Raw genomic sequence first — 22,404 nt, forward strand, 5'->3', positions numbered from 1 at the left:
AGGCTCACCACGATGACCGCCCCGACCGATCGCGCCGTGCTGCGGGCGGCGTACGTCGGAGCAGGGCTCACGGTCGTGCTGGTGGTGCTGGCGTTCACGCTGCCCGACCTGCTCTCGTGGGAGACCTGGTCGCGGCGTCGCTACCCCGGCGAGGACCCGGTGCCGCCGCTGCGCGGCTACGTCGAGGTCAAGACCTGGGGCCTGGCCACAACCCGGGTGGCGCTGCTGGGTCTGCTGGCGTGGCTGGTGCTCCCCCGGCTCGGGGCGGCGGTGCGCTGGCCCGTCCTGCTCGGCGCGTCGTACGCCGTGGGCGTGCTGTGGCTGCTCGCGCTCGCCCACGTCGACGGCTCGGAGGGGATCTCACGGGTCGAGGAGATGCCCGGGGAGTACCTCGAGACCGCCCGCACCGTCGACGACGTGCCGGCCACCATCGACGGGTTCGTCGGCGGGATCACCTACGGCGAGCGCGACAGCTGGCCGACCCACGTCGCCGGCCACCCTCCGGCGGCGCTGCTCGTCTTCGTGCTGCTGGTGCGGCTCGGGATCGACTCCTCCTACGGCGTCGGCCTGACGATCGCCCTGGTGGCGGCCGCCGCGGTGCCGGCCGTGCTGGTCGCGCTGCGGGCGCTCGACGCCGAGGGGCTCGCGCGGCGCGTCGTGCCGTTCCTGGTGCTGACGCCGGCGGCGGTGCTGATGGCGGTCTCGGCCGACGCGGTGTTCGCGACCGTGGCCGCCTGGGGGCTGGCCCTGCTCGCGCTGGCGGCGACGTCGGCGTCGCGGCGCCGGATGGTGGTGTGGGCGCTGGCGGCGGGGGTGGTGCTGGGGCTCGGCATCTTCCTGTCCTACGGGCTCCTGCTGATGGGTCCCGTCGCCCTCGCGGTGCTCGCCGCTGCCCGGTCGTGGCGTCCGCTGCCGTGGGCCGTCGCGGGCGCGCTCGTCGTGGTGACCGCGTTCGGGGGCCTGGGGTTCTGGTGGTGGGAGGCCCTCGGACCGCTGTCCGACCGCTACTTCGCCGGCCTCGGCGGCGTGCGGCCGCAGTCCTACTGGGTGTGGGGCAACCTCGCCGCGCTGCTCGTCGCGGCCGGGCCGGTGGTGGGCGTCGGCGTCGCCTGCGCGGTGCCGCGAGTCCGGGCGACCGTGCTCGGCCCGGTGGGCGAGCGGCGTACGGCGGTGCTGCTGGCGCTCTCGGCCGCCGCCGCGGTGCTGGCGGCCGACCTGTCGCGGATGAGCAAGTCGGAGGTCGAGCGGATCTGGCTGCCGTGGATGCCGTGGCTGCTGGTCTCCGCGGCGCTGCTGCCCGAGCGGTGGCAGCGGCCGGCGCTGGGGGTGCAGGTGGTGACGGCGGTGCTGCTGCAGCAGCTGGTCTTCACCCAGTGGTAGCAGTCGTCAGGCCCGTAGCGGCGCGGTCGCGAACGCCGGCAACCCGTCCTCCGGCAGCACCGCGGCGGTGAACCCCAGCGCGCGGGCGGCGCGCTCGGGCGAGGCGACGACGTGCCGCACGTCGCCGAGCCGGTAGGCACCGGTGACCTCGGGCTCCACGCCGGCACCGGTGCCCCGCGCCACCAGCCGCGCGACGTCGAGGATCGACACCGGGTGGCCCGACGCGACGTTGTAGGCGGCGTACGCCGGGGACTCCCCCGACCCGACGGCCTCGAGCGCGAGCACGTTGGCCCGGGCCACGTCGTCGACGTGCACGAAGTCGCGCGCCTGCGCGCCGTCCTCGAAGACGCGCGGCCGCTCGCCGCGCTCGAGGGAGGAGCGGAACATCGCCGCGACCCCGGAGTACGGCGTGTCCCGCGGCATCCCGGGCCCGTAGACGTTGTGGTAGCGCAGCGCCACGGCCGCGGCGTCGGCCTGGCGCACCCAGGCGGCGGCGTAGTGCTCCTGGGCGAGCTTGCTGGCGGCGTAGGAGCTGCGGGGGTCGAGGCGGGCGTCCTCGTCGACGGTGGCCCACCCCAGCGGCTCGCCGCAGACCGGGCAGTGGTTGTCGAAGTCGCCGGCCTCGAGGGCGGCCACGGCGCGCGGCGGCGGGGCCTGGTCGCCGTGGGTCGCGCAGGTGTAGCGGCCCTCGCCGTAGACGACCATCGAGCTCGCCAGCACCAGCCGGTCGACGCCCGCACGGTGCACGGCGGCGAGCAGGGCGGCGGTGCCGAGGTCGTTGTGGGCGGCGTACGCCGGCAGGTCGGCGACGGTGACGCCCGCGCCGACCACGGCCGCCTGGTGGCACACCGCGTCGACGCCGTCGAGCAGCGGCGCCCACCGCTCGTCGTCGCCGGCCTCGCGCACGTCGAGGTGGTGGGTGCCGGGCGGTGGCGCGGTCTCGCCGTGGGCCTGCGAGAGCATCAGGTCGACGCGCACGACCTCGTGCCCGCCGGTCTCCAGCGCCGTGCCGATCGCGGTGCCGATGAAGCCGGCGGAGCCGGTGAGGAGGACGCGCACCCCTCCAACGTAGGAGGGCGGCGGTCAGTAGGTGACGCAGTGGTGCCAGAAGAGGTTGGGGGTGGAGTCGGTGATCGCGTTGCCGGCGCGGTCGAAGGAGATGGGCGTGTGCGGGTTGACCGACGTGTAGTCACCGGTGAACTCGTACTGGCTCACGTTGCCGTCGGCCCAGGAGAAGACGCTGCGGAGGGCGATGTGCCTCAGCTCGGCGGTGGTGGGCAGCCGGCCGTTGCGCTTGCTGCAGTCCTCGATGGCGGCCTGGTAGCCCGACGGGCCGCTCGCGGTGCGGCGCACGCAGCCTCCGAAGGCCCCGACCTCGCCCACCGCGCACCCCCGGGCGAGCTTGGTGCGCGGGAGCGAGCCGTTGCGCACGTCCTTGCCGGTGAGGCCGCCGTCGCGGACGTCGCGGGACTGGATGGTGCCGTCCTTGATCTGCTGCGAGGTGATCTTGCCTGCGGCGTAGCCGGTGCCGCCGGCGAGCAGCACGAGGGCGAGGACGGCGACGATGAACGAGGGTGAGAGACGCTGGCGCATGTCGGCAACGTAACCCCGCGAGAAGGCGGGGAGAATGGCTCGAACGGGTCAGGCGCGACGCTCAGCCGGGCGCGTCGTACGTGAGCTCGACCCCGTCGGCCCAGGTCGAGCAGGTGCAGCCGTCGGGGTCGGGCAGGGCGCCGATCGCGGCGGTGAGCATGCCGGTGAGCCGCTCCAGGTTGGCGCGGAACAGCGCGAAGACCTCGTCCTGGCCGACGCCCTGCCCCGACTCGGCGCCGGCGTCCATGTCGGTGACCAGGGCGATCGGCGCGTAGCACTGGAGCATCTCGCGGGCCAGGGCGGCCTCGGGGGCGCCGGTCATGTTGATCAGGTCCCAGCCCTGCGCCGCGTAGTGCTGCGACTCGGCGCGGGTCGAGAACCGCGGCCCCTCGACGACCACCATGGTGCCGCCGCGGCGCACGACCGGCGCGGCCCCGGCCGCGGCGTCCGAGACCCCCGGGCAGTAGGGGTCGGCGAACGGCAGGTGGACCGCGCCCCGCTCGACGAAGGACCCGACCCGTCGGTGGGTGCGGTCGACGAGCTGGTCGGGGACGACGACGTCGCCCGGCTCGACCTGGGTGGACAGACCCCCGACCGCGCACGGCGCCAGCACCTGCCGGACGCCGAGCGAGCGCAGCGCCCAGGCGTTGGCGCGGTAGGGGATGGCGTGCGGCGGGTGCTCGTGGTGCGGTCCGTGCCGGGGCAGGAACGCGACCCGGCGTCCGGCGACCTCGCCGACGGACACCGGCGCCGACGGGTAGCCGTACGGCGTGGTGACGGCGTGCTCGGTGACGTCGCCGTCGAGGAAGGAGTAGAAGCCGGTGCCGCCGATGACCGCGACGTCGGCGACCGCCTCAGGCATCGCGGGGGGCATGCCGGGTCACTCCGAGCCGCACTCGGTGAGGCCGTAGTCGGTGAGCACGACGTTGACGTCCTCGAACGGGTTGGGTCCCTTGGCGAGCACGCTGGGGTCGGACTCGATCTCGTCGAGGGCGGCGGAGGCGTCCTGCAGGGTGCCGTCGAGCGTGTCGGCGTCGGCCTCGGGGAACCCGAGCGCGCGGATGTCGTCGAGCTGGCCGCGGATGTTGGGCACCAGCACCTCGGTGGCGAACATCGGGATCGCGTCGGGGTCGGTGGGGTCGACCTCCTGACCGGCCGCCTCGAGGTCGCGGTTGCCCTCGGCGCAGATCTCGTTGGCCTGGGTGACGAAGTCGTCCTTGCTGATCTCCGGGGCCCCCTCGCTGGCACTCCCTCCGCCGTCGCCTCCGTCGTCGCCCTCGTCGCCACCGCACGCGGCGAGCGTGAGGGCCAGCAGCAGGGAGGGGACGGTGAGCGCGAGCCGGCGGCCGCGGGTCGGGACGCGGCTCGGGACGGGGCTCGAGTCGGGGGTCGTGACGGTGGTCGGGAGCATCATGGCGGCCACCCTACGGACGCCCGTCGCTCGCCGGGGTCAGCGGTCGCGGTCGGGCAGCTCGAGCTGGCGCCAGACCGCGGCCCACACCTGCTTGGGCGCGACGCCGTCGTCGAGCGCCTGCTGCGCCGTCCGACCGCCGAGGTCGGACATCACGACGGAGTCGGCCCACACGCGGTAGTAGGCGGTGCCGAGCGCGTGCTCCATCCGCGACCAGAGCTCGGTGTGCCTCACGCAGCCGAACGGTAGGCGACCGCGGCAAGCCAGTGCTCACCGCGTCGGCCGTCGGCGCGGTCGACCCGCTCGACGGTCCAGCCCGACTCCGCCAGCACGGCCTCGAGGTCGGCCCGCCGCCAGTAGGTGAAGGCACGGGGTACGCCGACGCTGCCGTGCGTCGACCAGCCCTCGCCGTCGCCCTCCTTGAGCGAGAGCCGCAGCACTCCCCCGGGCCGGGTGGCGCCGGCGAGCCTGGCGAGCACGACGGCGAGGTCCTCGCGGGCGACGTGGAGCAGGCTGGCGTTGGCCCACACGGCGTCGTAGGGCCCCTCGGTGGCCGGGTCGTCGAGCGGGTCGACCAGCGGGTCGAGGACGTCGGCCTCGTGCCCGGCCCCGCGCAGCAGGGCCACGAACCCCGGCGACACGTCGGTGCGCCGGACCCGCAGCCCGCGCGCCTCGAGCTCGAGCGCGTCGCGGCCACCGGCACTGCCGATCTCGAGCACCCGCGCGCCCGGGCCGACGCGTGCGGCGAGGTCGTCGAGGCCCTCGCGGACCGCGTCGCCGAGCGGCGCGGAGGCGTCGCGGTAGTCGGCGGCGTGCCGGTCGTAGGCGGCGACGGTGAGCTGGCGGCGTACGTCCCAGACGTGGTGGACGACGTCGTGCAGGTGGTAGCGGGCGATCGTGTCGACGGTGAACGCGCTGCCGTCGCTGCGCCGGCCGGTGCGGCCCCGCGCCTCGTCGGGGACGGCGTCGTACACGGCGGCGACGGTCTCGGCCGCCGCCCGCAGCTCGCGGGCGACCTCCGCCGGGTCGGCGAGGTCGTAGCGCTGCTCGACGGCGGTGGCGTCCTGGTCCCAGCTGGCGAAGTGCGGTGCGTCCTGGTCGAGCATCAGAGCGACGCGCTCGGTGAAGATGGTGTGGACGTCGCGCACGTGGCAGGCGTACTCGGTGGCCGACCACACCGCGGGCCGGGGCCGCTGCGACGGCGCGGGCCCGGTGAGCACCACCTCCCACAGCGTCGCGTTGGCACGGATCTCGTCACCCACGCGGGTCACGTCGGCGTCGGCGGCGTCGAACCCGCAGTCGCCGCAGGGGCGCTCGAGCACCCAGGTCCAGTCCTTGGTGTCGGGCTCGATCATGGTGTCCACGGCGGGAGTCTCGCCGGTCGTGGCGTCGGCCGTCGCCCGAGATCCGGCCACTCTTGGTGGCGATGCCGCCAGGATCGTTCGGTGATCAGGCGGCGGTGACGTCGGCGGTGCCGAAGGCGACGTCGAACCGGTCGCACCAGATGACGACCGTGGTGAGGCCGTCGAGGTCGACGTCGTCGGGGATGTCGTAGTTGTGGTTGCCGTGGGTGGCCTTGAGGTCGTCGAGCCGGACGTAGCGGCCGTCGTCGTAGGAACCCCAGTCGCCGCCGCTCGGGGCGTCGGAGAGCCCCACGTGGAGGTCGGGGCCGTCGGAGGTGGCGAGGTCCTCGATCCGCAGGAAGCGTGAGCCGTCGGCCTGTTCCACCACGACGGCGAGACCGCGGGTCTCGTGCTCGGCGGCCTCGAGGTCGCCCCGGCCGAGGATCGTCAGCCGGGGCCTCCTCGGCTCGGGCTCGTCGGGGGCGGCGGTGCCGGGTCGCGGACCAGGCGTGGTCGCGACGTCGAGGATCGAGTCCTCCCCGGCCCGGCTGCCGGCGCCGGGCACCGGCTCGTCGAGCGTGCTGGAGGTCACGAGCCGCCACGGCTCGAAGGCCCACGACCCCGCCGCGACGACCAGGAGGGCGAGCCCGCCGACGATCCACCTCACCATGGCTCGAACCTATCGGCGCCGGCGTCGGCGCCCAGCCCGGAAGTGTGTCGAGTCCCTTACGGGTCCACGGCTACCGTCACCGGCGTGACCACGGTGCTGGTGGAGGGCGAGAGCGACCGCCGCGCGCTGGTGGCCCTCGCCCCGCGGCTCGGGCTGCCCGTGCCCGACGTGACGGTGATGAACGGCATCACCAACCTGCGCGCCCACCTGGCCCGGACGCCCGGTACCGCCCTGCTCCTGCACGACGCCCCCGAGACCCGCTACGTCGCCCGGGTGCTCGCCGACTCTCCCGTCGAGGTGTCGTGCTTCGTCTGCGACGCCGACCTCGAGGACGAGCTGGTCCGCGCCGTGGGGGTGCCCGGCGTCCTCGCGGTGGTCGACGCCCAGGGCGAGCGGCCGGCGTACCAGCTGATGGCGCAGCAGCCCGCCCAGCGCGACCGCCCCGACGCCCAGCGCCTGCGCCGGTGGTTCGGCGCCCGCAGCGGCCACAAGGCGACGTACGCCGACCTGCTCGCCGGCGTCGTGCCGCTCGACGCCGCTCCGGTGCCGTTGGTGGGGGTGGTGACGGCGGCGGCGGGTGGGTGACGGGTGGGGCGTGGGGGTTTGCCTGGGAAGTTCGGATTTCACCGGTGAACCGGGGAGATCCGCACCAGCCTGGCACCACCCGTCACACGGGACCCAGCGGCACCACTCCCCAGGCAATACCTGAACTTCCCGGGCAATGCATTGCCCGGGAAGTTCAGACTTCCCCGGTGGACCGGTGAAATCTCGGCCCCGGCCCGGCCCCGCAACCCCAGCCCCACCAACCCGACGTCACGACCAGGCCGCGACCTGCGCCCGGGTCGGGTGCCAGGGGTCGACGCGCAGTCGCATGCCGGCCTCGGCGGGGGTCCGGTTGCCCTTGCGCTCGTTGCACGGGCCGCAGGCGGCGACGGTGTTGAGCCAGGTCCAGGTGCCGCCACGCGAGCGCGGGAGCAGGTGGTCGATGGTGTCGGCGGGGGTGCCGCAGTAGGCGCAGCGGTGGCGGTCGCGGGCGAGGACGCCGTGGCGCGTGTAGCCGGCCGGCCGGTAGAGCCACTTCGTCGCGACGTACCGGACCAGCCGGAGCGCCCGTGGCCACTGGTAGGGGCCGATCATCCGCTCGGGGTGGGCCTCGTGGACGACCGCGACCTCGCGCACCAGCATCTTGACCGCGTGCTTGAAGCTGACCTTGCCGAGCGGCTCGAAGGACGCGTTGTAGAGCAGCACCGTTCCCGTCAAGGTGGTCATGGGCTGCTCCCTTCTGTGCGGAATCCTAGACTCCGAGCCGGCGATTCCGTCTCGATTGTCTGCGCGTGAACGCCCGGTGGCGCCCCGAAGAAGGTAGGGAGTCAACGCGTGGGGCGCACGCGGGTTTCCCACCACGCCAGCGCCGCGCGGTCGTCGTACGCCGTGCACATCGCCTCGGCGCAGGCGCGCAGCGCGGCAGGGCGGTCGGCGTCGGAGACCTCCTGCGCGGCACGGGCGAGCGCGGCGCCGGCGTCCCAGGCGGACCGGTCGGCGGGCAGCGGGAGCGCGGCCACCTGGCGGGCGCTCAGCTTGATCGCGGTCGCGGTCAGGGCCGTGCCGGCGTACCTCGCGGCGGCCAGCGCGACCACCGGCGGCGCGAGCAGGACGGCGAGCGCGTGCCACAGCCGCGCCGGCTCGACGGCCAGCGTCACCACCGGCACCGACGGGAGCCAGGCGCCGTCGGCGTCGACGACGGCCTCGATGACCCGACCCTGCGGGGCGACCAGCACCTTGGGCACCAGGCGCGCGTCGGCCCAGGACGACAGCCGGCCGTCGGCGCGCAGCGAGTCGAGGTCGACGACGGGTGAAGCCCAGTCCTGCTTGGCGAAACGGGTCGGCGTCTCGCCCCACCGGCACCGCGCCGGGTCGACCAGGCCGGCCGTGACCAGCGGCACGCCGACGGCCCCCTCGCCGCCCTCGCGCACGTGCGGCACCAGCCCGTAGTACTGGTCGCGGAAGTCGGCCGTGCACGGACCGAGGTCGCCGAGCACGCCGTCGGTGCGCGGCGCCACGGCCGGGATGCCCAGCGCCGGCGCGGCCAGCGCGCCCCACTCGCCCTCGGGCAGCGCGATCCCGTCCGACGGCGCCGCGCCGAGCCGCACCACCGGCACGCAGGTCAGCACGGGCGTGCCGGTGAAGACCGGCGTCGCCGACGACCAGAAGTCGGTGACGGCCCCGGCCTCCCGCACCGCCTCGCGCACCGGTGCGGCGTCGCGCGCGGCGAGGAACGACAGCGGCTGCACCAGCGCCACCGCCCCGCCGGGTCGCACCAGGTCGAGCGCGTGGGCCAGGAACACCGCGCTCGTGTCCGTGTACGCCGCCGGCGCCCGCCTCGCGACCGGGCCGCGCGAGCGCAGCCGTCCCCCGAACGGCGGGTTGCCGACCACCACGTCGTACGGCGCCCCGGGGTGCTCGCCGAGCCCGTCACCGACCCGGATCGTGCGCTCGAGCACGCGCGGGTCGACATCGGGCGCCTCGAGGCGCAGCCGCAGCCGGGTGATCGCCACCGCCACCGGGTCGAGGTCGACGCCGTGCAGCCGCCCGACCGCCCCCGGCCCGAGCCGGCGCAGGGCTGCGACCAGGAAGTTGCCGGTGCCGCAGGCGGGGTCGAGCACGGTGAGGTCGGGCCGGTCGAGCACCCGCTCGAGCACCCAGTCGACCAGCACCGGTGGCGTGTAGAACGACCCGCTGCCCTGCCGGTCGACCAGCAGCGACTCGTGGACCTCGCCGAGGTGGGCGGCGGCGGCCGGGTCGCGCCAGGGAGCCACCACCGAGCCCGTCGGCGACGGGCCCCACCCGTGGGCGGCGGAGACCGTGGCGAGGACGGCGTCCCAGCCGGCGGCACGCACCGCGTGACGAAGTGCGTCCACGGGGTGTGAGCCTAGGGCTCACGTGTTATAGTCAACATGACTACAAACAGGAGGGCCTGATGGCCGACAGCACGATCCCCGACCGGGTCTCACCCAGCCTGCTCACCGACCGCTACGAGCTGACCATGCTGGCCTCGTTCGTCAAGGACGGCAGCGTGCACCACCCCGCCGTCTTCGAGGCGTTCGCCCGGCGTCTCCCCGAGGGCCGACGCTACGGCGTCCTGGCCGGCCTGGGCCGGCTGCTCGACCAGGTCGAGCGGTTCCGCTTCGACCCCGACGAGGTCGACTGGCTGCTCGCCGAGGGCGTCGTCGACGAGCCCACCGCCGACTACCTGCGCGACTTCCGCTTCACCGGCGACATCGACGCCTACCCCGAGGGCGACCTCTACTTCCCCGGCAGCCCGGTGCTCACCGTGCGCAGCACCCTCGGCGAGGGCGTGCTGCTGGAGACGCTGGTGCTCAGCGTGCTCAACCACGACAGCGCGATCGCCTCGGCCGCCGCCCGGATGGTCACCGCGGCCCAGGGCCGGCCGCTGATCGAGATGGGCAGCCGGCGCACGCACGAGCAGGCCGCGGTGGCCGTGGCGCGGGCGGCGTACGTCGCCGGGTTCGCTTCCTCGAGCAACCTCGCCGCCGGGCGGCTGCACGGCGTACCGACGGTCGGCACCGCGGCGCACGCCTTCACCCTCGCTCACCGCAGCGAGCTCGACGCGTTCCGCAGCCAGGTCGCCGCTCAAGGCCCCGGTACGACGCTGCTGGTCGACACCTACGACACCCCGCAGGGCATCCGCAACGCCGTCGAGGTGGCCGGGCCAGCGCTCGGCGCGGTCCGGATCGACTCCGGTGACCTCGCCGACGAGGCCCACGCCGCCCGCCGGCTGCTCGACGAGCTCGGCGCCACCAGCACCCGGATCGTCGCCACCAGCGACCTCGACGAGTACGTCATCGCCGCACTCGCCGACGCCCCGATCGACGGCTACGGCGTCGGCACGCGCGTCGCGACCGGGTCGGGACACCCGACGGCCCAGATGGTCTACAAGCTCGTCGCGGTCGCCGACTCCCTCGACGGCGCGCTTCGCCCGGTGGCGAAGAAGTCGCACGACAAGATCTCGGTCGGTGGGCGCAAGACCGCCTACCGCCGTCACGACGACCAGGGCGTGCTCGTCGAGGAGTGGTTCACCAGCGCCGACGACGAGCCGCCGCACGACGGCGTCCCGGTCCAGGTGCCGGTGGTCCGCGCCGGCGACACCGTGCACTCCCCCACGCTCGCGGAGGTGCGCGAGCACTGCGCCGCCGCGCTCGCCACCCTGGCGCCGTCGGCGCTCGCCATCAGCGGCGGCAGCGCGTATCTCAAGGTCCAACCCGCAGCAGCACCCGCAGCAACCGAAGGAGCACCCGCATGACACGCGCACTTCTCGTGGTCGACGTCCAGAACGACTTCGTCGAGGGCGGGTCGCTCGCCGTCACCGGCGGCCGCGACGTCGCCACCCGGATCAGCGAGCACCTCGCCACGCACGCCGACGACTACGCCGCCGTCGTGGCCTCCCGCGACTGGCACGACGCCCACGGCACCAACGACGGCCACTTCGCCGAGCCGGGCACCGACCCCGACTACGTCAGCACCTGGCCGGTCCACTGCGTCTCGACCACCGGCGGCAGCGACTACGCACCCGAGCTCGACACCACGCGCGTGACCCACCACGTCCGCAAGGGCATGGGGGTCGCGGCCTACAGCGCCTTCGAGGGCGTGACCGACGACGGCGCCACCCTCGAGGCGCTGCTGCAGGACCTCGGGGTCACCGAGCTCGACGTCGCCGGCATCGCCACCGACTACTGCGTCCGCGCCTCCGTGCTCGACGCGCGGCGCGCCGGGCTCGCCGTCCGGCTGCTCGACGGGATGCACGCCGGGGTCGCGCCGGAGACGAGCGCGGCCGCCGTCGACGAGATGACCGAGGCGGGGGTCTCGGTATGACGTACACGACCGAGCACCCGCCGTTCGCGGTCACGGTCGACCTCGCCGTCTTCACGATCCGCGACGGCGCCCTGGCCGTGCTGCTCGTCGAGCGCGGGGCCGACCCCTACGCCGGCTCGTGGGCGCTGCCGGGCGGGTTCGTCGAGCCCCAGGAGGACGCCGAGACCGCCGCCTGGCGCGAGCTCGTCGAGGAGACCGGCGTCGAGCGGTTCGAGGGCCACCTCGAGCAGCTGCGCACCTACTCCGCCCCCGACCGCGACCCGCGGATGCGCGTCGTCTCGGTCGCCCACGTGGCGTTCGCGCCCGACCTGCCCGAGCCCGAGGCCGGCTCCGACGCGGCCGGCGCCCGGTGGTGGGCGGTCGACGACGTCCTCGGTGACGGCCCCGACTCCCCGTCGCTGGCCTTCGACCACGCCGAGATCCTGCGCGACGCGCTCGAGCGGGTGCGCGCCAAGCTCGAGTACACGACGCTGGCGCTGGACTTCGTCGCCGAGCCGTTCACCCTCCCCGAGCTGCGCCGCGTGTACGCCGCCGTCTGGGGCGTCGCGCCCGACCTCGGCAACTTCCGCCGCAAGGTCCTCAGCACCGACGGCTTCGTCGTCCCCACCGACGGCCACGGCAGCGGCGAGTCCGGCGGCCGCCCGGCCCTGCTCTACCGCCGCGGCGACGCACGCGCCATCCAGCCGCCGATGCTGCGTACCGCCGGCGACTGAGCTGCTCGATCTGTCGTTGCCGCGCGATCGAACGGCAACGGCAGATCGAACGCCGGCGGATCTGTCGTTCCCGCGCGATCGAACGGGAACGGCAGATCGCGACCGGGAAAACTGCCATTGCCGCGCGATCGAACGGCAATGGCAGATCCAGGGCCCCAAAATCTGTCGTTCCCGCGCGATCGCGCGGCAACGGCAACCCACGCCACCCCCCGCCCCCAGACCACCAACGCCCCTCCGTCCGGGCGAGCAGGACTGTCGGTGCCGTAGGCAAGACTGGCTCGGTGTCGAAGACCCCCGCCCCGCTCGCGCAGTTCAGCGAGCCCACCCGCACCTGGTTCGGGGCGGCGTTCGCCGAGCCGACGCCGGCGCAGGTCGGGGCGTGGGAGGCGATCGCGGCCGGGCGGCACGCGCTGGTCGTCGCCCCCACCGGGTCGGGCAAGACCCTCAGCGCCTTCCTGTGGTCGATCGACCGGCTGCTCACCTCGCCGCCGCCGGAGGAGAAGAAGCACCGCACCCGGGTTCTCTACATCAGCCCGCTCAAGGCCCTCGGTGTCGACGTCGAGCGCAACCTGCGGGCCCCGCTCACCGGCATCCGCCACACCGCAGACCGGCTCGGGGCCTCGGTGCCCGAGGTCACGGTCGGCGTCCGGTCGGGTGACACCGTCGCCGCCGACCGGCGCAAGCTCACCACCGCTCCCCCCGACATCCTCATCACCACTCCCGAGTCGCTGTTCCTGATGCTCACCAGCCAGGCCCGCGAGTCGCTGCGCGGGGTCGAGACGGTGATCGTCGACGAGGTCCACGCGGTCGCCGGGTCCAAGCGCGGCGCCCACCTCGCGCTCAGCCTCGAGCGCCTCGACGCGCTGCTGGAGCGACCGGTGCAGCGCATCGGCCTGTCGGCCACCGTCCGCCCGCTGGAGGAGGTGGCCCGCTTCCTCGGCGGCAGCGCGCCGGTCGACATCGTGGCGCCGCCGGCGTCGAAGTCGTGGGACCTCAAGGTCGTCGTCCCGGTCGAGGACATGACCGCCCCCGACGGCGACGTCGACGTCGACTCCGACGCCGACGACGGCCGCACCGGCAGCATCTGGCCCCACGTCGAGGAGAGCGTGGTCGACCTCATCGAGAAGCACACCTCGACCATCGTCTTCGCCAACTCCCGCCGCCTGGCCGAGCGCCTGACCGCGCGGCTCAACGAGATCGCCACCACCCGCGCCGAGGCGGCGCTGCCCGAGAGCGACCGACAGCCCGCCGAGGTGATGGCGCAGTCCGGTGCCACCAAGGGTGCCGAGACCGTCATCGCCAAGGCCCACCACGGCTCGGTCAGCAAGGAGCAGCGCGCGCTGATCGAGGACGACCTCAAGCGCGGCCGACTGCCGGCGGTGGTCGCCACCAGCAGCCTCGAGCTCGGCATCGACATGGGTGCGGTCGACCTCGTCGTCCAGATCGAGTCGCCGCCGTCGGTGGCGAGCGCGCTGCAGCGCGTCGGCCGCGCCGGTCACCAGGTCGGCGAGACCTCCCGCGGCGTCCTCTACCCCAAGCACCGCGGCGACCTCGCCCAGACCGCCGTCGCCGTCCAGCGCATGCGCACCGGCGGCATCGAGGCGATGCGGATCCCCGCCAACCCGCTCGACGTCCTGGCGCAGCAGGTCGTCGCCGCCACCGCGCTCGACCCGGTCGACGTCGACGAGCTCTACGCCCTCGTCCGCCGCAGCGCGCCGTTCACCCAGCTGCCGCGCTCGGCCTACGACGCCACGCTCGACCTGCTCGCCGGCCGCTACCCCAGCGACGAGTTCGCCGAGCTGCGGCCGCGCATCGTCTGGGACCGCGTCACAGGCACCCTCACCGGCCGGCCCGGCGCGCAGCGGCTCGCCGTGACCAGCGGCGGGACGATCCCCGACCGCGGCCTGTTCGGGGTGTTCCTGGTCGGCGGCGAGGGGCCCGGCAAGCGGGTCGGCGAGCTCGACGAGGAGATGGTCTACGAGTCGCGGGTCGGCGACATCTTCGCGCTCGGCGCCACCAGCTGGCGGATCGAGGACATCACCCACGACCGCGTGCTCGTCACGCCCGCGCCCGGCATCCCCGGTCGCCTGCCGTTCTGGAAGGGCGACACGCTCGGCCGGCCCGCCGAGCTCGGCGCGGCCATCGGCGCCTACACCCGCGAGCTCGGGGCGCTGCCGCGCGCCAAGGCCGAGGCCCAGGCCCGCGGCGACGGTCTCGACGAGTGGGCGGCCGGCAACCTCGTCGGCTACCTGCACGAGCAGCTCGAGGCCACCCGCGTCCTGCCCAGCGACACCACGCTGCTGGTCGAGCGGTTCCGCGACGAGCTCGGCGACTGGCGGCTGGTCGTCCACTCCCCCTACGGCGTGCCGGTGCACGCACCGTGGGCGCTGGCCATCAACGCCCGGCTGCGCGAGCGCTACGGCGTCGACGGGCAGGCGCTGGCCTCCGACGACGGCATCGTGATCCGCATCCCCGACACCGACGCCGAGCCGCCCACCGGCGACGTCGTCGTCTTCGAGGCCGACGAGATCGAGCAGCTGGTCACCCAGGAGGTCGGCGGGTCCGCCCTGTTCGCCGCCCGGTTCCGCGAGTGCGCCGCCCGCGCCCTGCTGCTGCCGCGCCGCGACCCCGGACGCCGCTCGCCGCTGTGGCAGCAGCGCCAGCGCGCGGCGGCGCTGCTCGAGGTCGCCTCGAAGTACCCCTCGTTCCCGATCGTCCTCGAGGCCGTGCGCGAGTGCCTGCAGGACGTCTACGACCTGCCGGCCCTGGTGGCGCTGATGCGCGCGGTCGACCGGCGCGAGGTCACCGTCACCGACGTCGCGACCCAGTCGCCGTCGCCCTACGCCCGCAGCCTGCTGTTCGGCTACGTCGCCCAGTTCGTCTACGAGGGTGACTCCCCCATCGCCGAGCGGCGCGCAGCCGCGCTCGCGCTCGACCAGGGTCTGCTCGCCGAGCTGCTCGGCCGCGCCGAGCTGCGCGAGCTGCTCGACCCCGACGTGCTCACCGAGGTCGAGGCCGAGCTGCAGCGCCTGGCACCCGACCGTCGGGCCCGCGACGCCGAGGGCGTCGTCGACGTGCTCCGGCTGCTCGGGCCCCAGTCGGTCGACGAGGTCCGCGCCCGCAGCGTCGCGGGCGCCGACGTCGACCACTGGCTCGAGGCGCTCGCGTCCTCACGACGGGTCGTCGAGGTGCGGCTGGCCGGGGTGCCGCGGTGGGCCGTCGTCGAGGACGTCGCCCGGCTGCGCGACGCGCTGGGCGTGCCGGTGCCGCCGGGCACCCCCGACGTGTTCGCCGAGCCCGTCGACGACCCGCTGGGCGACCTGGTGGCCCGCTTCGCCCGCACCCACGGGCCGTTCACCACCGACGACGTCGCCGACCGCCTCGGTCTCGGGGCCGCGGTCGCCCGACACACCCTGCAGCGCCTCGCCGCCCAGGGCCGGGTGCTCGACGGCGAGTTCCGGCCCTCCGGGTCGGGCTCGGAGTGGTGCGACGCCGAGGTGCTGCGCCGCCTGCGCCGCCGCTCGCTGGCGCGGCTGCGGCAGGAGGTCGAGCCGGTCGAGCCGGCCTCGCTCGGACGCTTCCTGTCCGCCTGGCAGCACGTCACCGGCAAGGGCCTGCGCGGGGTCGACGGCGTGGTCAGCGCGATCGACCAGCTGGCCGGCGCGCCGGTGCCGGCGTCGGCGCTGGAGCCGCTGGTGCTGGCCGCGCGGGTGCGCGACTACGAGCCGTCCTACCTCGACGAGCTGACCGCGTCGGGCGAGGTGCTCTGGGCCGGGCACAGCGCGCTGCCGGGGTCCGACGGGTGGGTCTCGCTGCACCTCGCCGACCAGGCCCACCTCACCCTCCCGCCGCCCGCCCCCTTCGAGGCCGGCGAGCTGCAGGAGGCCGTCCTGGCTGCGCTCGCCGGCGGCGGTGCCTGGTTCTTCCACCAGCTGGCCGACCGGGTCCGCACGTCCCTGGAGAAGTCGCGGCTCACCGACGCCACCATCAGCGCCGCGCTGTGGGAGCTCGTCTGGGCCGGGCGCGTCGGCAACGACACCCTCGTGCCGCTGCGGGCACTGGTCGGCGCCGGTCGGGGCACCCACCGCACCCGGCGTCCGGCCCCGCGTCCCGGACGCGTCAGCCGCACCGGCCCGCCCGAGACCGCGGGCCGCTGGGCCGTGCTGCCCGAGGTCGACGCCGACGTCACCCGGCGCGCCCACACCACGGCCGAACGGTTGCTCGACCGCCACGGGGTGGTGATCCGCGGCGCCGTGGTGAGCGAGCGCGTCCCGGGCGGGTTCGCCGCGGTCTACAAGGTGCTCTCGGCGTTCGAGGACTCCGGGCGCTGCCGGCGCGGCTACTTCGTCGACGGCCTCGGCGCCGCACAGTTCGGCACCGCCGGCGCCATCGACCGGCTGCGCACCTTCAGCGAGGTGCCGGTCGACGCCAAGCCCTCGGCGGTCGCGCTGGCGGCCACCGACCCCGCCAACCCCTTTGGCGCCGCGCTCCCCTGGCCCGACTCCGGCGGCGGCCACCGGCCCGGTCGCAAGGCCGGCGCCATCGTCGTCACCGTCGACGGCGTGCTGACGCTCTACGTCGAGCGCGGCGGCCGCACGCTGCTCACCTGGTCCGAGGACCCCGACGTCCTCACGCCCGCGACCGAGGCGCTCGCCGAGACGGTCCGGCGGGGCGCGCTCGGGCGCCTCACGGTCGAGAAGGCCGACGGCGCCGCGCTCCTCGGCGGCGGCAGCACGCCGCTGCGGGGGGCGCTCAGCGCAGCCGGGTTCGTGACCACACCGCAGGGGCTGAGGCTGCGTGCCCGAGGGTGACACCGTCTTCCGCGCCGCCCGCCTCCTCCACCGCCACCTGAGCGGCCGCGACCTGGTCGCCACCGACTTCCGGGTGCCGCAGCACGCCACGGCCGACCTCGCCGGCGGCACCGTCGTCGAGACCGTGTCGCGCGGCAAGCACCTGCTCACCCGCATCGCCCACGGCGACGACCGCTGGACCCTGCACACCCACCTGAAGATGGAGGGTGCCTGGCGGGTGCTGCCCCACGGCGCCCGCTGGCCGCGGCCGGCCCACCAGGCGCGCGTCGTCCTCACCACCGCCGGCGAGCAGGCCGTCGGCTTCTCCCTCGGCATCGTCGAGCTGCTCCCCACCGCCGAGGAGAGGTCGGCGGTCGGCCACATCGGGCCCGACCTGCTCGGCCCCGACTGGGACGAGGAGGAGGCGCTGCGCCGGCTCACGGCCGACCCCGCCCGGCCCGTGGTCGAGGCGCTGCTCGACCAGCGCAACCTGGCCGGCATCGGCAACATGTACGCCGCCGAGCTCTGCTTCGTGGCCGGCCTCCACCCGCTCACACCGGTCGGCAGCACCCCGGGCCTGCGCCGGGTGGTGCGCCGGGCCAAGCAGATGCTCGACCTCAACAAGGAACGGGCCGTGCAGTCGACCACCGGCAACCTGCGCGAGCGCGAGCGGATGTGGGTCTACCGCCGCGACCGGTCGCCGTGCCGGCGGTGCGGCACCCCGGTCCGGGTGACCATGCGTGGACCCGCCGAGCAGGAGCGGGCGACGTACTGGTGCCCGCGCTGCCAGCCCGAGGTGCCCTCGGACGGCTGACGGACGGGCCGACTCAGGCGGCGGGCGCGACGACCCGGTCGGGACGCGGGTGACCCGCGATCGGGGTGGCCCCGGCCAGCGCGGCCTCCTCGAGGGCGACGGCGCGGGAGACCTCGCGCAGCACCTCGGACAGCGGGGCCTCGAGGGCGCCGCACAACGAGGCGAGCAGCTCGGAGGAGGCCTCCTTCTGACCGCGCTCGATCTCGGAGATGTAGCCCAGGCTCACCCGGGCCTGGGCGGAGACCTCGCGCAGGGTCAGACCACGCTGGACCCGGCGCTCCCGCAGGACGTCACCGAGCAGGCGTCGGAAGAGCACCATCTGACTGCCTCCTGGTCTGGGTTGCCCCCATGCAACGGTCATGCGGTCCCAACGCTACCGGAGACCCGGATCTTCCGGGGTCCGCCTCGGGGGGTGGACCGCCTCGTCTCCACGTGCCCGGCACGGTCGGCTACCGGACCTTGATGGTGACCGTCTTGGTCACCGGGGCGAGGAGTGCGGTGCCGCCGTAGCGGACGGTGACCTTGGTGGTGGCCATCAGCCTGCCGAGCCGCACCGCCGCCTTGCCTCCCGCCAGCGTCGCGGTCAGCGGCTTGGCCCGGCCGGCGACGACGACGACCCGGCCGGTGACGGCGGTGCCGACGGCGGCGAGGACGACCTCGACGGTGGGACGCGACCTCTTCCTGGCCGACGTCGGAGCCGTGACCCGGAGCGTGGGCGCCTGCTTGGCCACCGCGACCGAGCCGCCGGCCTCGGCCGGGTCGGCACGGTCGTCGCCGCTGTAGACGGCGCGGAGCGCGATCGTCCCGGTCCGGCGCCACGGGGCGAGGGCGAACGTCGCCGTCCCGTTCGTCAGGGGCACGGTGCCCAGGGCGGTGGCGCCGTCGTAGAGCGTCACGGTGCCGGTCGGGGTGAACCCGACGGTGGTCACGCCGACCCCGACGGTGGTGCGATCACGCAGCACGGCCGGCGGCCGGGGCGGCAGCGTGAGGGTCACGGTGGGCGCGGCCTTGGTGACCACCAGGACCGCCGTGCCCTGCGCGGCGGTGTGGGCGCCGTCCCCGGCGTAGCCGAGGTCGAGCGTGTGGGTGCCGGGCGGGAGGCTCCGGGCCGGGACGACGAGCGTCCCGCGGCCCTGTGTCCCCAGCGTGGCGCGGTCGAGCGACACGGAGCCCGCGTTGACGGTGATCTCGCCGGCGGGGGCCGGGGCGCCCGCCGCGGAGCCCACCGTGACGGTCAGGGTGCCGGGGCGGCCGTAGGCGACGGCCGGGGACGACGCGGTGACCTGCCCCGCGACCCGGGCGCGGACTCCGACCGTGGCCGTGCTCGCGATGAGCTCCTCGTCGCCGGAGTAGCCCAGCGTGAAGGCGTTGGGCCCCGGTTCCAGGGCGGAGGCGGGCACCGTGACGGTGCCGGCGCCACCGGCCAGCTCGACGACGTCGACCGTGGTGGCGCCCTCGCGCAGGGTGACGGTGCCGGTGGGCTCACCGCTGCCGTCGGCCGCCGCGACGACGACGTCGAGGTCGGCCGGCTGGCCCAGGACGACGCTGCGGTCGGTGCTGCTGACGACGGAGGCCCGGCGCAGCTTGGTGACCCGCACCAGGACGCTGCCGGTGCTCGGGTCGTGCGTGGCGTCGCCCCCGTAGCCGACCGAGAAGACGTTGTCGCCGACCTCCAGCTCGGAGGCGGGAACGGCGAGCGAGGCAGCGCCCTGCCCCAGCGATGCCGACCCGACGATGGTGGCGCCGTCGCGCAGCGTGACGACCCCGCTCGGGACGCCGTCGCCCTCGAGGGCCTCGACGGCCACCGCCACCGTGGCCGGCCGCCCCTGCTCGACGGACGCGGCGGTGGCGCGCAGCCGCGTGGGGCTGGTGCTGGCCCGGACGGTCAGGGTGAGGGCGGTCGCAGCCCGGTCGTGCAGGGTGTCGCCGCTGTAGCGGACGGTCAGCGGGTGGGCGCCGCGCGGGAGGTGGGAGGAGTCGACGACGACGGTGGCGGTGCCGTCGGTCAGCGTGCCCGAGCCCAGCGGCAGCGTGCCGTGCAGCACCTCGACCGTGCCGGTCGGCGTGCCGTCACCGGCGACGGTGACCGGCACCAGGGCGTCCGTGCCGCGCTCGGCGGTCACGTCGGGCGCGGTCACCACGGGGACCGCCAGGGTCGCGTCGGGCACGTCGATGCCGACCACCAGCGGGTTGCGGTCGGTCGCGCGGGACGGGTCGTCGCCGACCAGGGAGGAGGCCGTGGCCTCGTGCCGGTTCCAGGCGCGGTGCAGGGACTCGTAGGCCCCCACCGTCCACACGTCGACCCCCGTCACGTCGGTCACGGCGAGGTCGTGGGCGAAGACGTGGCCGAGCGAGCCGACGGTGCCGTCGAGGCTGTCGGTGCGGCGGGTGTCGTCGATGGTCGGTTCGAGCCGGGTGAAGCCGGCGGCCTCGACCGCCTGCACCGGGTCCTCGTGGGACAGGGCGTTGAACCCACCGGTGAGGAAGGTGCGCCGGACGCCGCGCAGGGCCGCGAACTCCTGGGCGCGGGTCGCGAGCGCGCCGACCTGCATGACCCGCTCGAGGTTGCCGGTGCCCTGGCCGGTCGGGTCCGGGGTGCCGCGGTCGCGCCCGGTGAGCTCGCCCACGACGACGGCGAAGCCCTCGGTGTCGAGGGTGCCGGGCGTCTTGAACACCTGGGCCTGCGGGCGGCTGACGCCGGCGAGCAGCAGGTCGTCGAGGAACGCCGAGGCGCCCACGGGACGCACGGTGCTGGGGTCGTAGAGCAACGCGGTGCGCAGCACGCCGTCGTCGGTCAGCGGCTCGTCAGCCGGCGACGCGACGTGGGCCCAGCGGGCCTCGTTGCCGCCGGCGTCGGCGTTGAGCGCGCCGACGAGGGTGGCCAGGGCGGCGTCGCGACCGGCGCCGCGCACGGTCGCGCTGTTCTCGATGCCCTCGAGGGCGACGACGTCGACCTCCAGGGCGTTGACCGCGTTGACCAGCTTGACCTGCTGGCGCGCGAGGTCGTCGGCGTTCCAGGCGCCCTGCGGGCCGGTGCCGGGGCACTGCGCGACCGCGACCGGCTCGCCCCAGCGGTCGTCGTACGACGTGCAGCCGGGGACGGTCGCGCCGAGGGTGGTGAAGTAGCCGGCGGCGTCGACGCTGGCGAGGGTGACGTCTCCCCCGACGTCGGCGGGCCGCAGCGGGCGCGGCTGGGCGAAGTCGACGTGGCCGAAGGGGGCGCCGCTGACCTGCTGGCGCGGCTGCAGCACCCAGGCGTCGTCCCGCTGCTCGAGGACGACCGGCGCCGGGAACGTCACCGCCGCCCCGACGCGCACCGCGTAGCCCTCGGCGTGCCAGGGCAGCGGCTCGTCCCGGTGGGCAGGGGTGGCGAAGTCGAGGGCGGCGCCGTCGTCGAGCACGAGCCGGTGCGCCCGGTTGTACGCCGTGCGGGCAGCGATCGCCGCGAGGTCGAGGGCGTCGGCCACCTCGGTGGGCGCGACGAGCGGGACGTCGCTGTCGGCGGCGAGGACCACCTCGCCGCGGATCTCCAACGCCTGGCCGGGCCGCCAGCGCGAGCTGTCGGCACCGGTGACGGTGTAGCCGGCGACCGGTTCGACGAGCTCCCCCTCGTGGGCCTCCCGGGCGGCGTCGAGGGACAGCGGACCGGGGCACGCCCCGAGGGCGCAGTCGGCGCCGGGGACGGTGCTGAGCGGGACCACCCCGGGCAGCGCGGCGACGCGGGTCAGGCCACCCGCGGCGAGCTCGACGGTGGTGGTGCCCGCGACCTCGGCGACGACACCCGTGACGCGGACGGACTCGCCGGCCTCCGGCAGCCCGGTTCCCCCGGCGCTGTGCACGAAGACGGCGTCGGAGGCGTCCGGGGTGTCCGGGGACCCGCCGGACTGGAGGAAGAAGCCGTCGCGACCGCCCGTGGGGTAGGAGGCCGTGACCACGCCCACCGTCGTCACCGACGTGCCCACGCAGGGCGACTGGGAGTCGGTGCCCTGCACCTGCGCGATCGTCTGCGGCGCCGGCGGGCAGACCAGCCGCGACGCGGCCGAGGCGTCCGGGCCCCCCGGCTCCGCCGCGCGGGCCGGGAGCGGGCTGCCGATCGCAGCGGTCAGGGATCCCGCGACCAGGGCCGCGGTCAGACCGGTCACCGTGGCACGACGTGCGGAGGAGCGTGGGGGCATCGGGCGTCCTTAGAGGACGTCGCTGCCCGGACGGCTCCGGGGCACCGTCGGACCGCGACTGAGGGGGGGTGGGGGGTGGGACCGGTCGGCGAATGAAGGGTCGCCGATGGTCCCTGACCATCTCCTCGGCTCGGAGGAACCCCGGCTTTAGCCCTGGCGCGTCGGATCGAGGTGCTGGACGAGCGCCGTCAGCGCCTCGGTGCAGGTGCGCTGCACGATCTCGTCGCGCCGTCCGCGCAGCTCCAGCGCCACCACCCGCACACCGGTGGGCCCGTCGATGCCGACGTACACGGTCCCGACGGGCTTGCCCTCCTGCTCGGTCGGTCCGGCGACCCCCGTCGTCGCGACGCCGTACGTCGCCCCGGTGAGCCGCCGCACGCCTCGGGCCATCGCCGCGGCGCACTCGGCCGAGACGACGCCGACGGAGGCGACGAGGTCCTCGGGCACGCCGAGCAGCTGCACCTTGAGCTCGGTGGCGTAGGCCACCACACCACCCCGGAACGTGGCCGAGGCGCCGGGCACGGCGGTGAGCGCCGCCGCCAGCTGCCCTCCGGTGAGGGACTCGGCAGTGGCGAGAGTGCAGGAAGCCTCCCGGAGCAGGTGGTGCACCTGCTCCGGGAGGCCG

General features: G+C 75.3%; 19 protein-coding genes. 7 read left to right on the forward strand and 12 right to left on the reverse strand.

The features are described from left to right. Positions 1-12 precede the first annotated feature (12 nt). Entirely contained in the window at positions 13-1,380 is a 1,368-nt protein-coding gene (locus AC4MBH_RS19920; RefSeq protein ID WP_491797140.1) for a hypothetical protein, read from the forward strand. Between the two features lie 6 nt (positions 1,381-1,386). Here the strand turns inward: AC4MBH_RS19920 and AC4MBH_RS19925 are convergent, their stop codons facing one another. The 7 genes from AC4MBH_RS19925 to AC4MBH_RS19955 all read right to left on the reverse strand — a co-directional run bounded on the left by AC4MBH_RS19925 (position 1,387) and on the right by AC4MBH_RS19955 (position 6,397). Continuing rightward, positions 1,387-2,439: an NAD-dependent epimerase/dehydratase family protein gene (locus AC4MBH_RS19925; RefSeq protein WP_491797141.1), complete on the reverse strand. Its 1,053-nt coding sequence runs from the start codon at positions 2,437-2,439 to the stop codon at positions 1,387-1,389. Between the two features lie 24 nt (positions 2,440-2,463). Beyond that, entirely contained in the window at positions 2,464-2,973 is a 510-nt protein-coding gene (locus AC4MBH_RS19930; RefSeq protein ID WP_491797142.1) for a hypothetical protein, read from the reverse strand. Positions 2,974-3,034: 61 nt separating this feature from the next. Next, the gene (locus AC4MBH_RS19935) at positions 3,035-3,835 is read right to left on the reverse strand and encodes an S-methyl-5'-thioadenosine phosphorylase (protein WP_491797143.1); all 801 of its coding nucleotides are present in this window, start codon (positions 3,833-3,835) and stop codon (positions 3,035-3,037) included. Positions 3,836-3,853: 18 nt separating this feature from the next. Beyond that, positions 3,854-4,387: a hypothetical protein gene (locus AC4MBH_RS19940; RefSeq protein WP_491797144.1), complete on the reverse strand. Its 534-nt coding sequence runs from the start codon at positions 4,385-4,387 to the stop codon at positions 3,854-3,856. Positions 4,388-4,423: 36 nt separating this feature from the next. Further along, complete coding sequence (locus AC4MBH_RS19945) at positions 4,424-4,618, reverse strand: DUF3046 domain-containing protein (protein ID WP_491797145.1); 195 nt, start codon at positions 4,616-4,618, stop codon at positions 4,424-4,426. Beyond that, positions 4,615-5,739, reverse strand: coding sequence for a class I SAM-dependent methyltransferase (locus tag AC4MBH_RS19950; RefSeq protein ID WP_491797282.1), 1,125 nt, complete (start codon positions 5,737-5,739; stop codon positions 4,615-4,617). Before AC4MBH_RS19950 ends, AC4MBH_RS19945 begins: the two co-directional genes overlap by 4 nt. Before the next feature lie 94 nt (positions 5,740-5,833). Continuing rightward, positions 5,834-6,397, reverse strand: coding sequence for a DM13 domain-containing protein (locus tag AC4MBH_RS19955; protein WP_491797146.1), 564 nt, complete (start codon positions 6,395-6,397; stop codon positions 5,834-5,836). An 84-nt stretch (positions 6,398-6,481) separates the two neighbouring features. On the opposite strand from AC4MBH_RS19955, the gene AC4MBH_RS19960 reads away from it, so the two are divergent. Beyond that, on the forward strand, positions 6,482-6,982 hold the full coding sequence (locus AC4MBH_RS19960; protein ID WP_491797147.1) for a hypothetical protein: 501 nt from the start codon (positions 6,482-6,484) through the stop codon (positions 6,980-6,982). A 228-nt stretch (positions 6,983-7,210) separates the two neighbouring features. Here AC4MBH_RS19960 and AC4MBH_RS19965 read toward each other — a convergent pair whose 3' ends face one another. After that, positions 7,211-7,666, reverse strand: coding sequence for an HNH endonuclease (locus tag AC4MBH_RS19965; protein ID WP_491797148.1), 456 nt, complete (start codon positions 7,664-7,666; stop codon positions 7,211-7,213). A 101-nt stretch (positions 7,667-7,767) separates the two neighbouring features. Continuing rightward, the gene (locus AC4MBH_RS19970; RefSeq protein ID WP_491797149.1) at positions 7,768-9,315 is read right to left on the reverse strand and encodes an HsdM family class I SAM-dependent methyltransferase; all 1,548 of its coding nucleotides are present in this window, start codon (positions 9,313-9,315) and stop codon (positions 7,768-7,770) included. Positions 9,316-9,374: 59 nt separating this feature from the next. Here AC4MBH_RS19970 and AC4MBH_RS19975 point away from each other — a divergent pair, with 59 nt between their 5' ends. From AC4MBH_RS19975 to AC4MBH_RS19995, 5 genes are all read left to right on the forward strand, one after another. Beyond that, positions 9,375-10,718, forward strand: coding sequence for a nicotinate phosphoribosyltransferase (locus AC4MBH_RS19975; RefSeq protein ID WP_491797150.1), 1,344 nt, complete (start codon positions 9,375-9,377; stop codon positions 10,716-10,718). After that, positions 10,715-11,287: an isochorismatase family protein gene (locus AC4MBH_RS19980; RefSeq protein ID WP_491797151.1), complete on the forward strand. Its 573-nt coding sequence runs from the start codon at positions 10,715-10,717 to the stop codon at positions 11,285-11,287. The genes AC4MBH_RS19975 and AC4MBH_RS19980 overlap by 4 nt, the downstream gene beginning before the upstream one ends. Continuing rightward, positions 11,284-12,000, forward strand: a complete 717-nt coding sequence (locus AC4MBH_RS19985; RefSeq protein ID WP_491797152.1) for an NUDIX hydrolase — start codon at positions 11,284-11,286, stop codon at positions 11,998-12,000. Before AC4MBH_RS19980 ends, AC4MBH_RS19985 begins: the two co-directional genes overlap by 4 nt. Before the next feature lie 281 nt (positions 12,001-12,281). Next, the gene (locus tag AC4MBH_RS19990) at positions 12,282-16,811 is read left to right on the forward strand and encodes an ATP-dependent helicase (protein ID WP_491797153.1); all 4,530 of its coding nucleotides are present in this window, start codon (positions 12,282-12,284) and stop codon (positions 16,809-16,811) included. After that, positions 16,798-17,604, forward strand: a complete 807-nt coding sequence (locus tag AC4MBH_RS19995) for a DNA-formamidopyrimidine glycosylase family protein (protein ID WP_491797154.1) — start codon at positions 16,798-16,800, stop codon at positions 17,602-17,604. The genes AC4MBH_RS19990 and AC4MBH_RS19995 overlap by 14 nt, the downstream gene beginning before the upstream one ends. 13 nt (positions 17,605-17,617) lie before the next feature. On the opposite strand, the gene AC4MBH_RS20000 is transcribed toward AC4MBH_RS19995, so the two are convergent. From AC4MBH_RS20000 to AC4MBH_RS20010, 3 genes are all read right to left on the reverse strand, one after another. After that, on the reverse strand, positions 17,618-17,923 hold the full coding sequence (locus tag AC4MBH_RS20000; RefSeq protein WP_491797155.1) for a helix-turn-helix domain-containing protein: 306 nt from the start codon (positions 17,921-17,923) through the stop codon (positions 17,618-17,620). 130 nt (positions 17,924-18,053) lie between these two features. Further along, positions 18,054-21,779 (reverse strand): ExeM/NucH family extracellular endonuclease, encoded by a 3,726-nt coding sequence (locus tag AC4MBH_RS20005; protein WP_491797156.1) that lies wholly within the window; start codon positions 21,777-21,779, stop codon positions 18,054-18,056. Positions 21,780-21,926: 147 nt separating this feature from the next. After that, the gene (locus AC4MBH_RS20010) at positions 21,927-22,388 is read right to left on the reverse strand and encodes a CinA family protein (protein ID WP_491797157.1); all 462 of its coding nucleotides are present in this window, start codon (positions 22,386-22,388) and stop codon (positions 21,927-21,929) included. Positions 22,389-22,404: the final 16 nt, after the last annotated feature.

This window comes from Nocardioides sp. WJ219, from assembly GCF_058559815.1.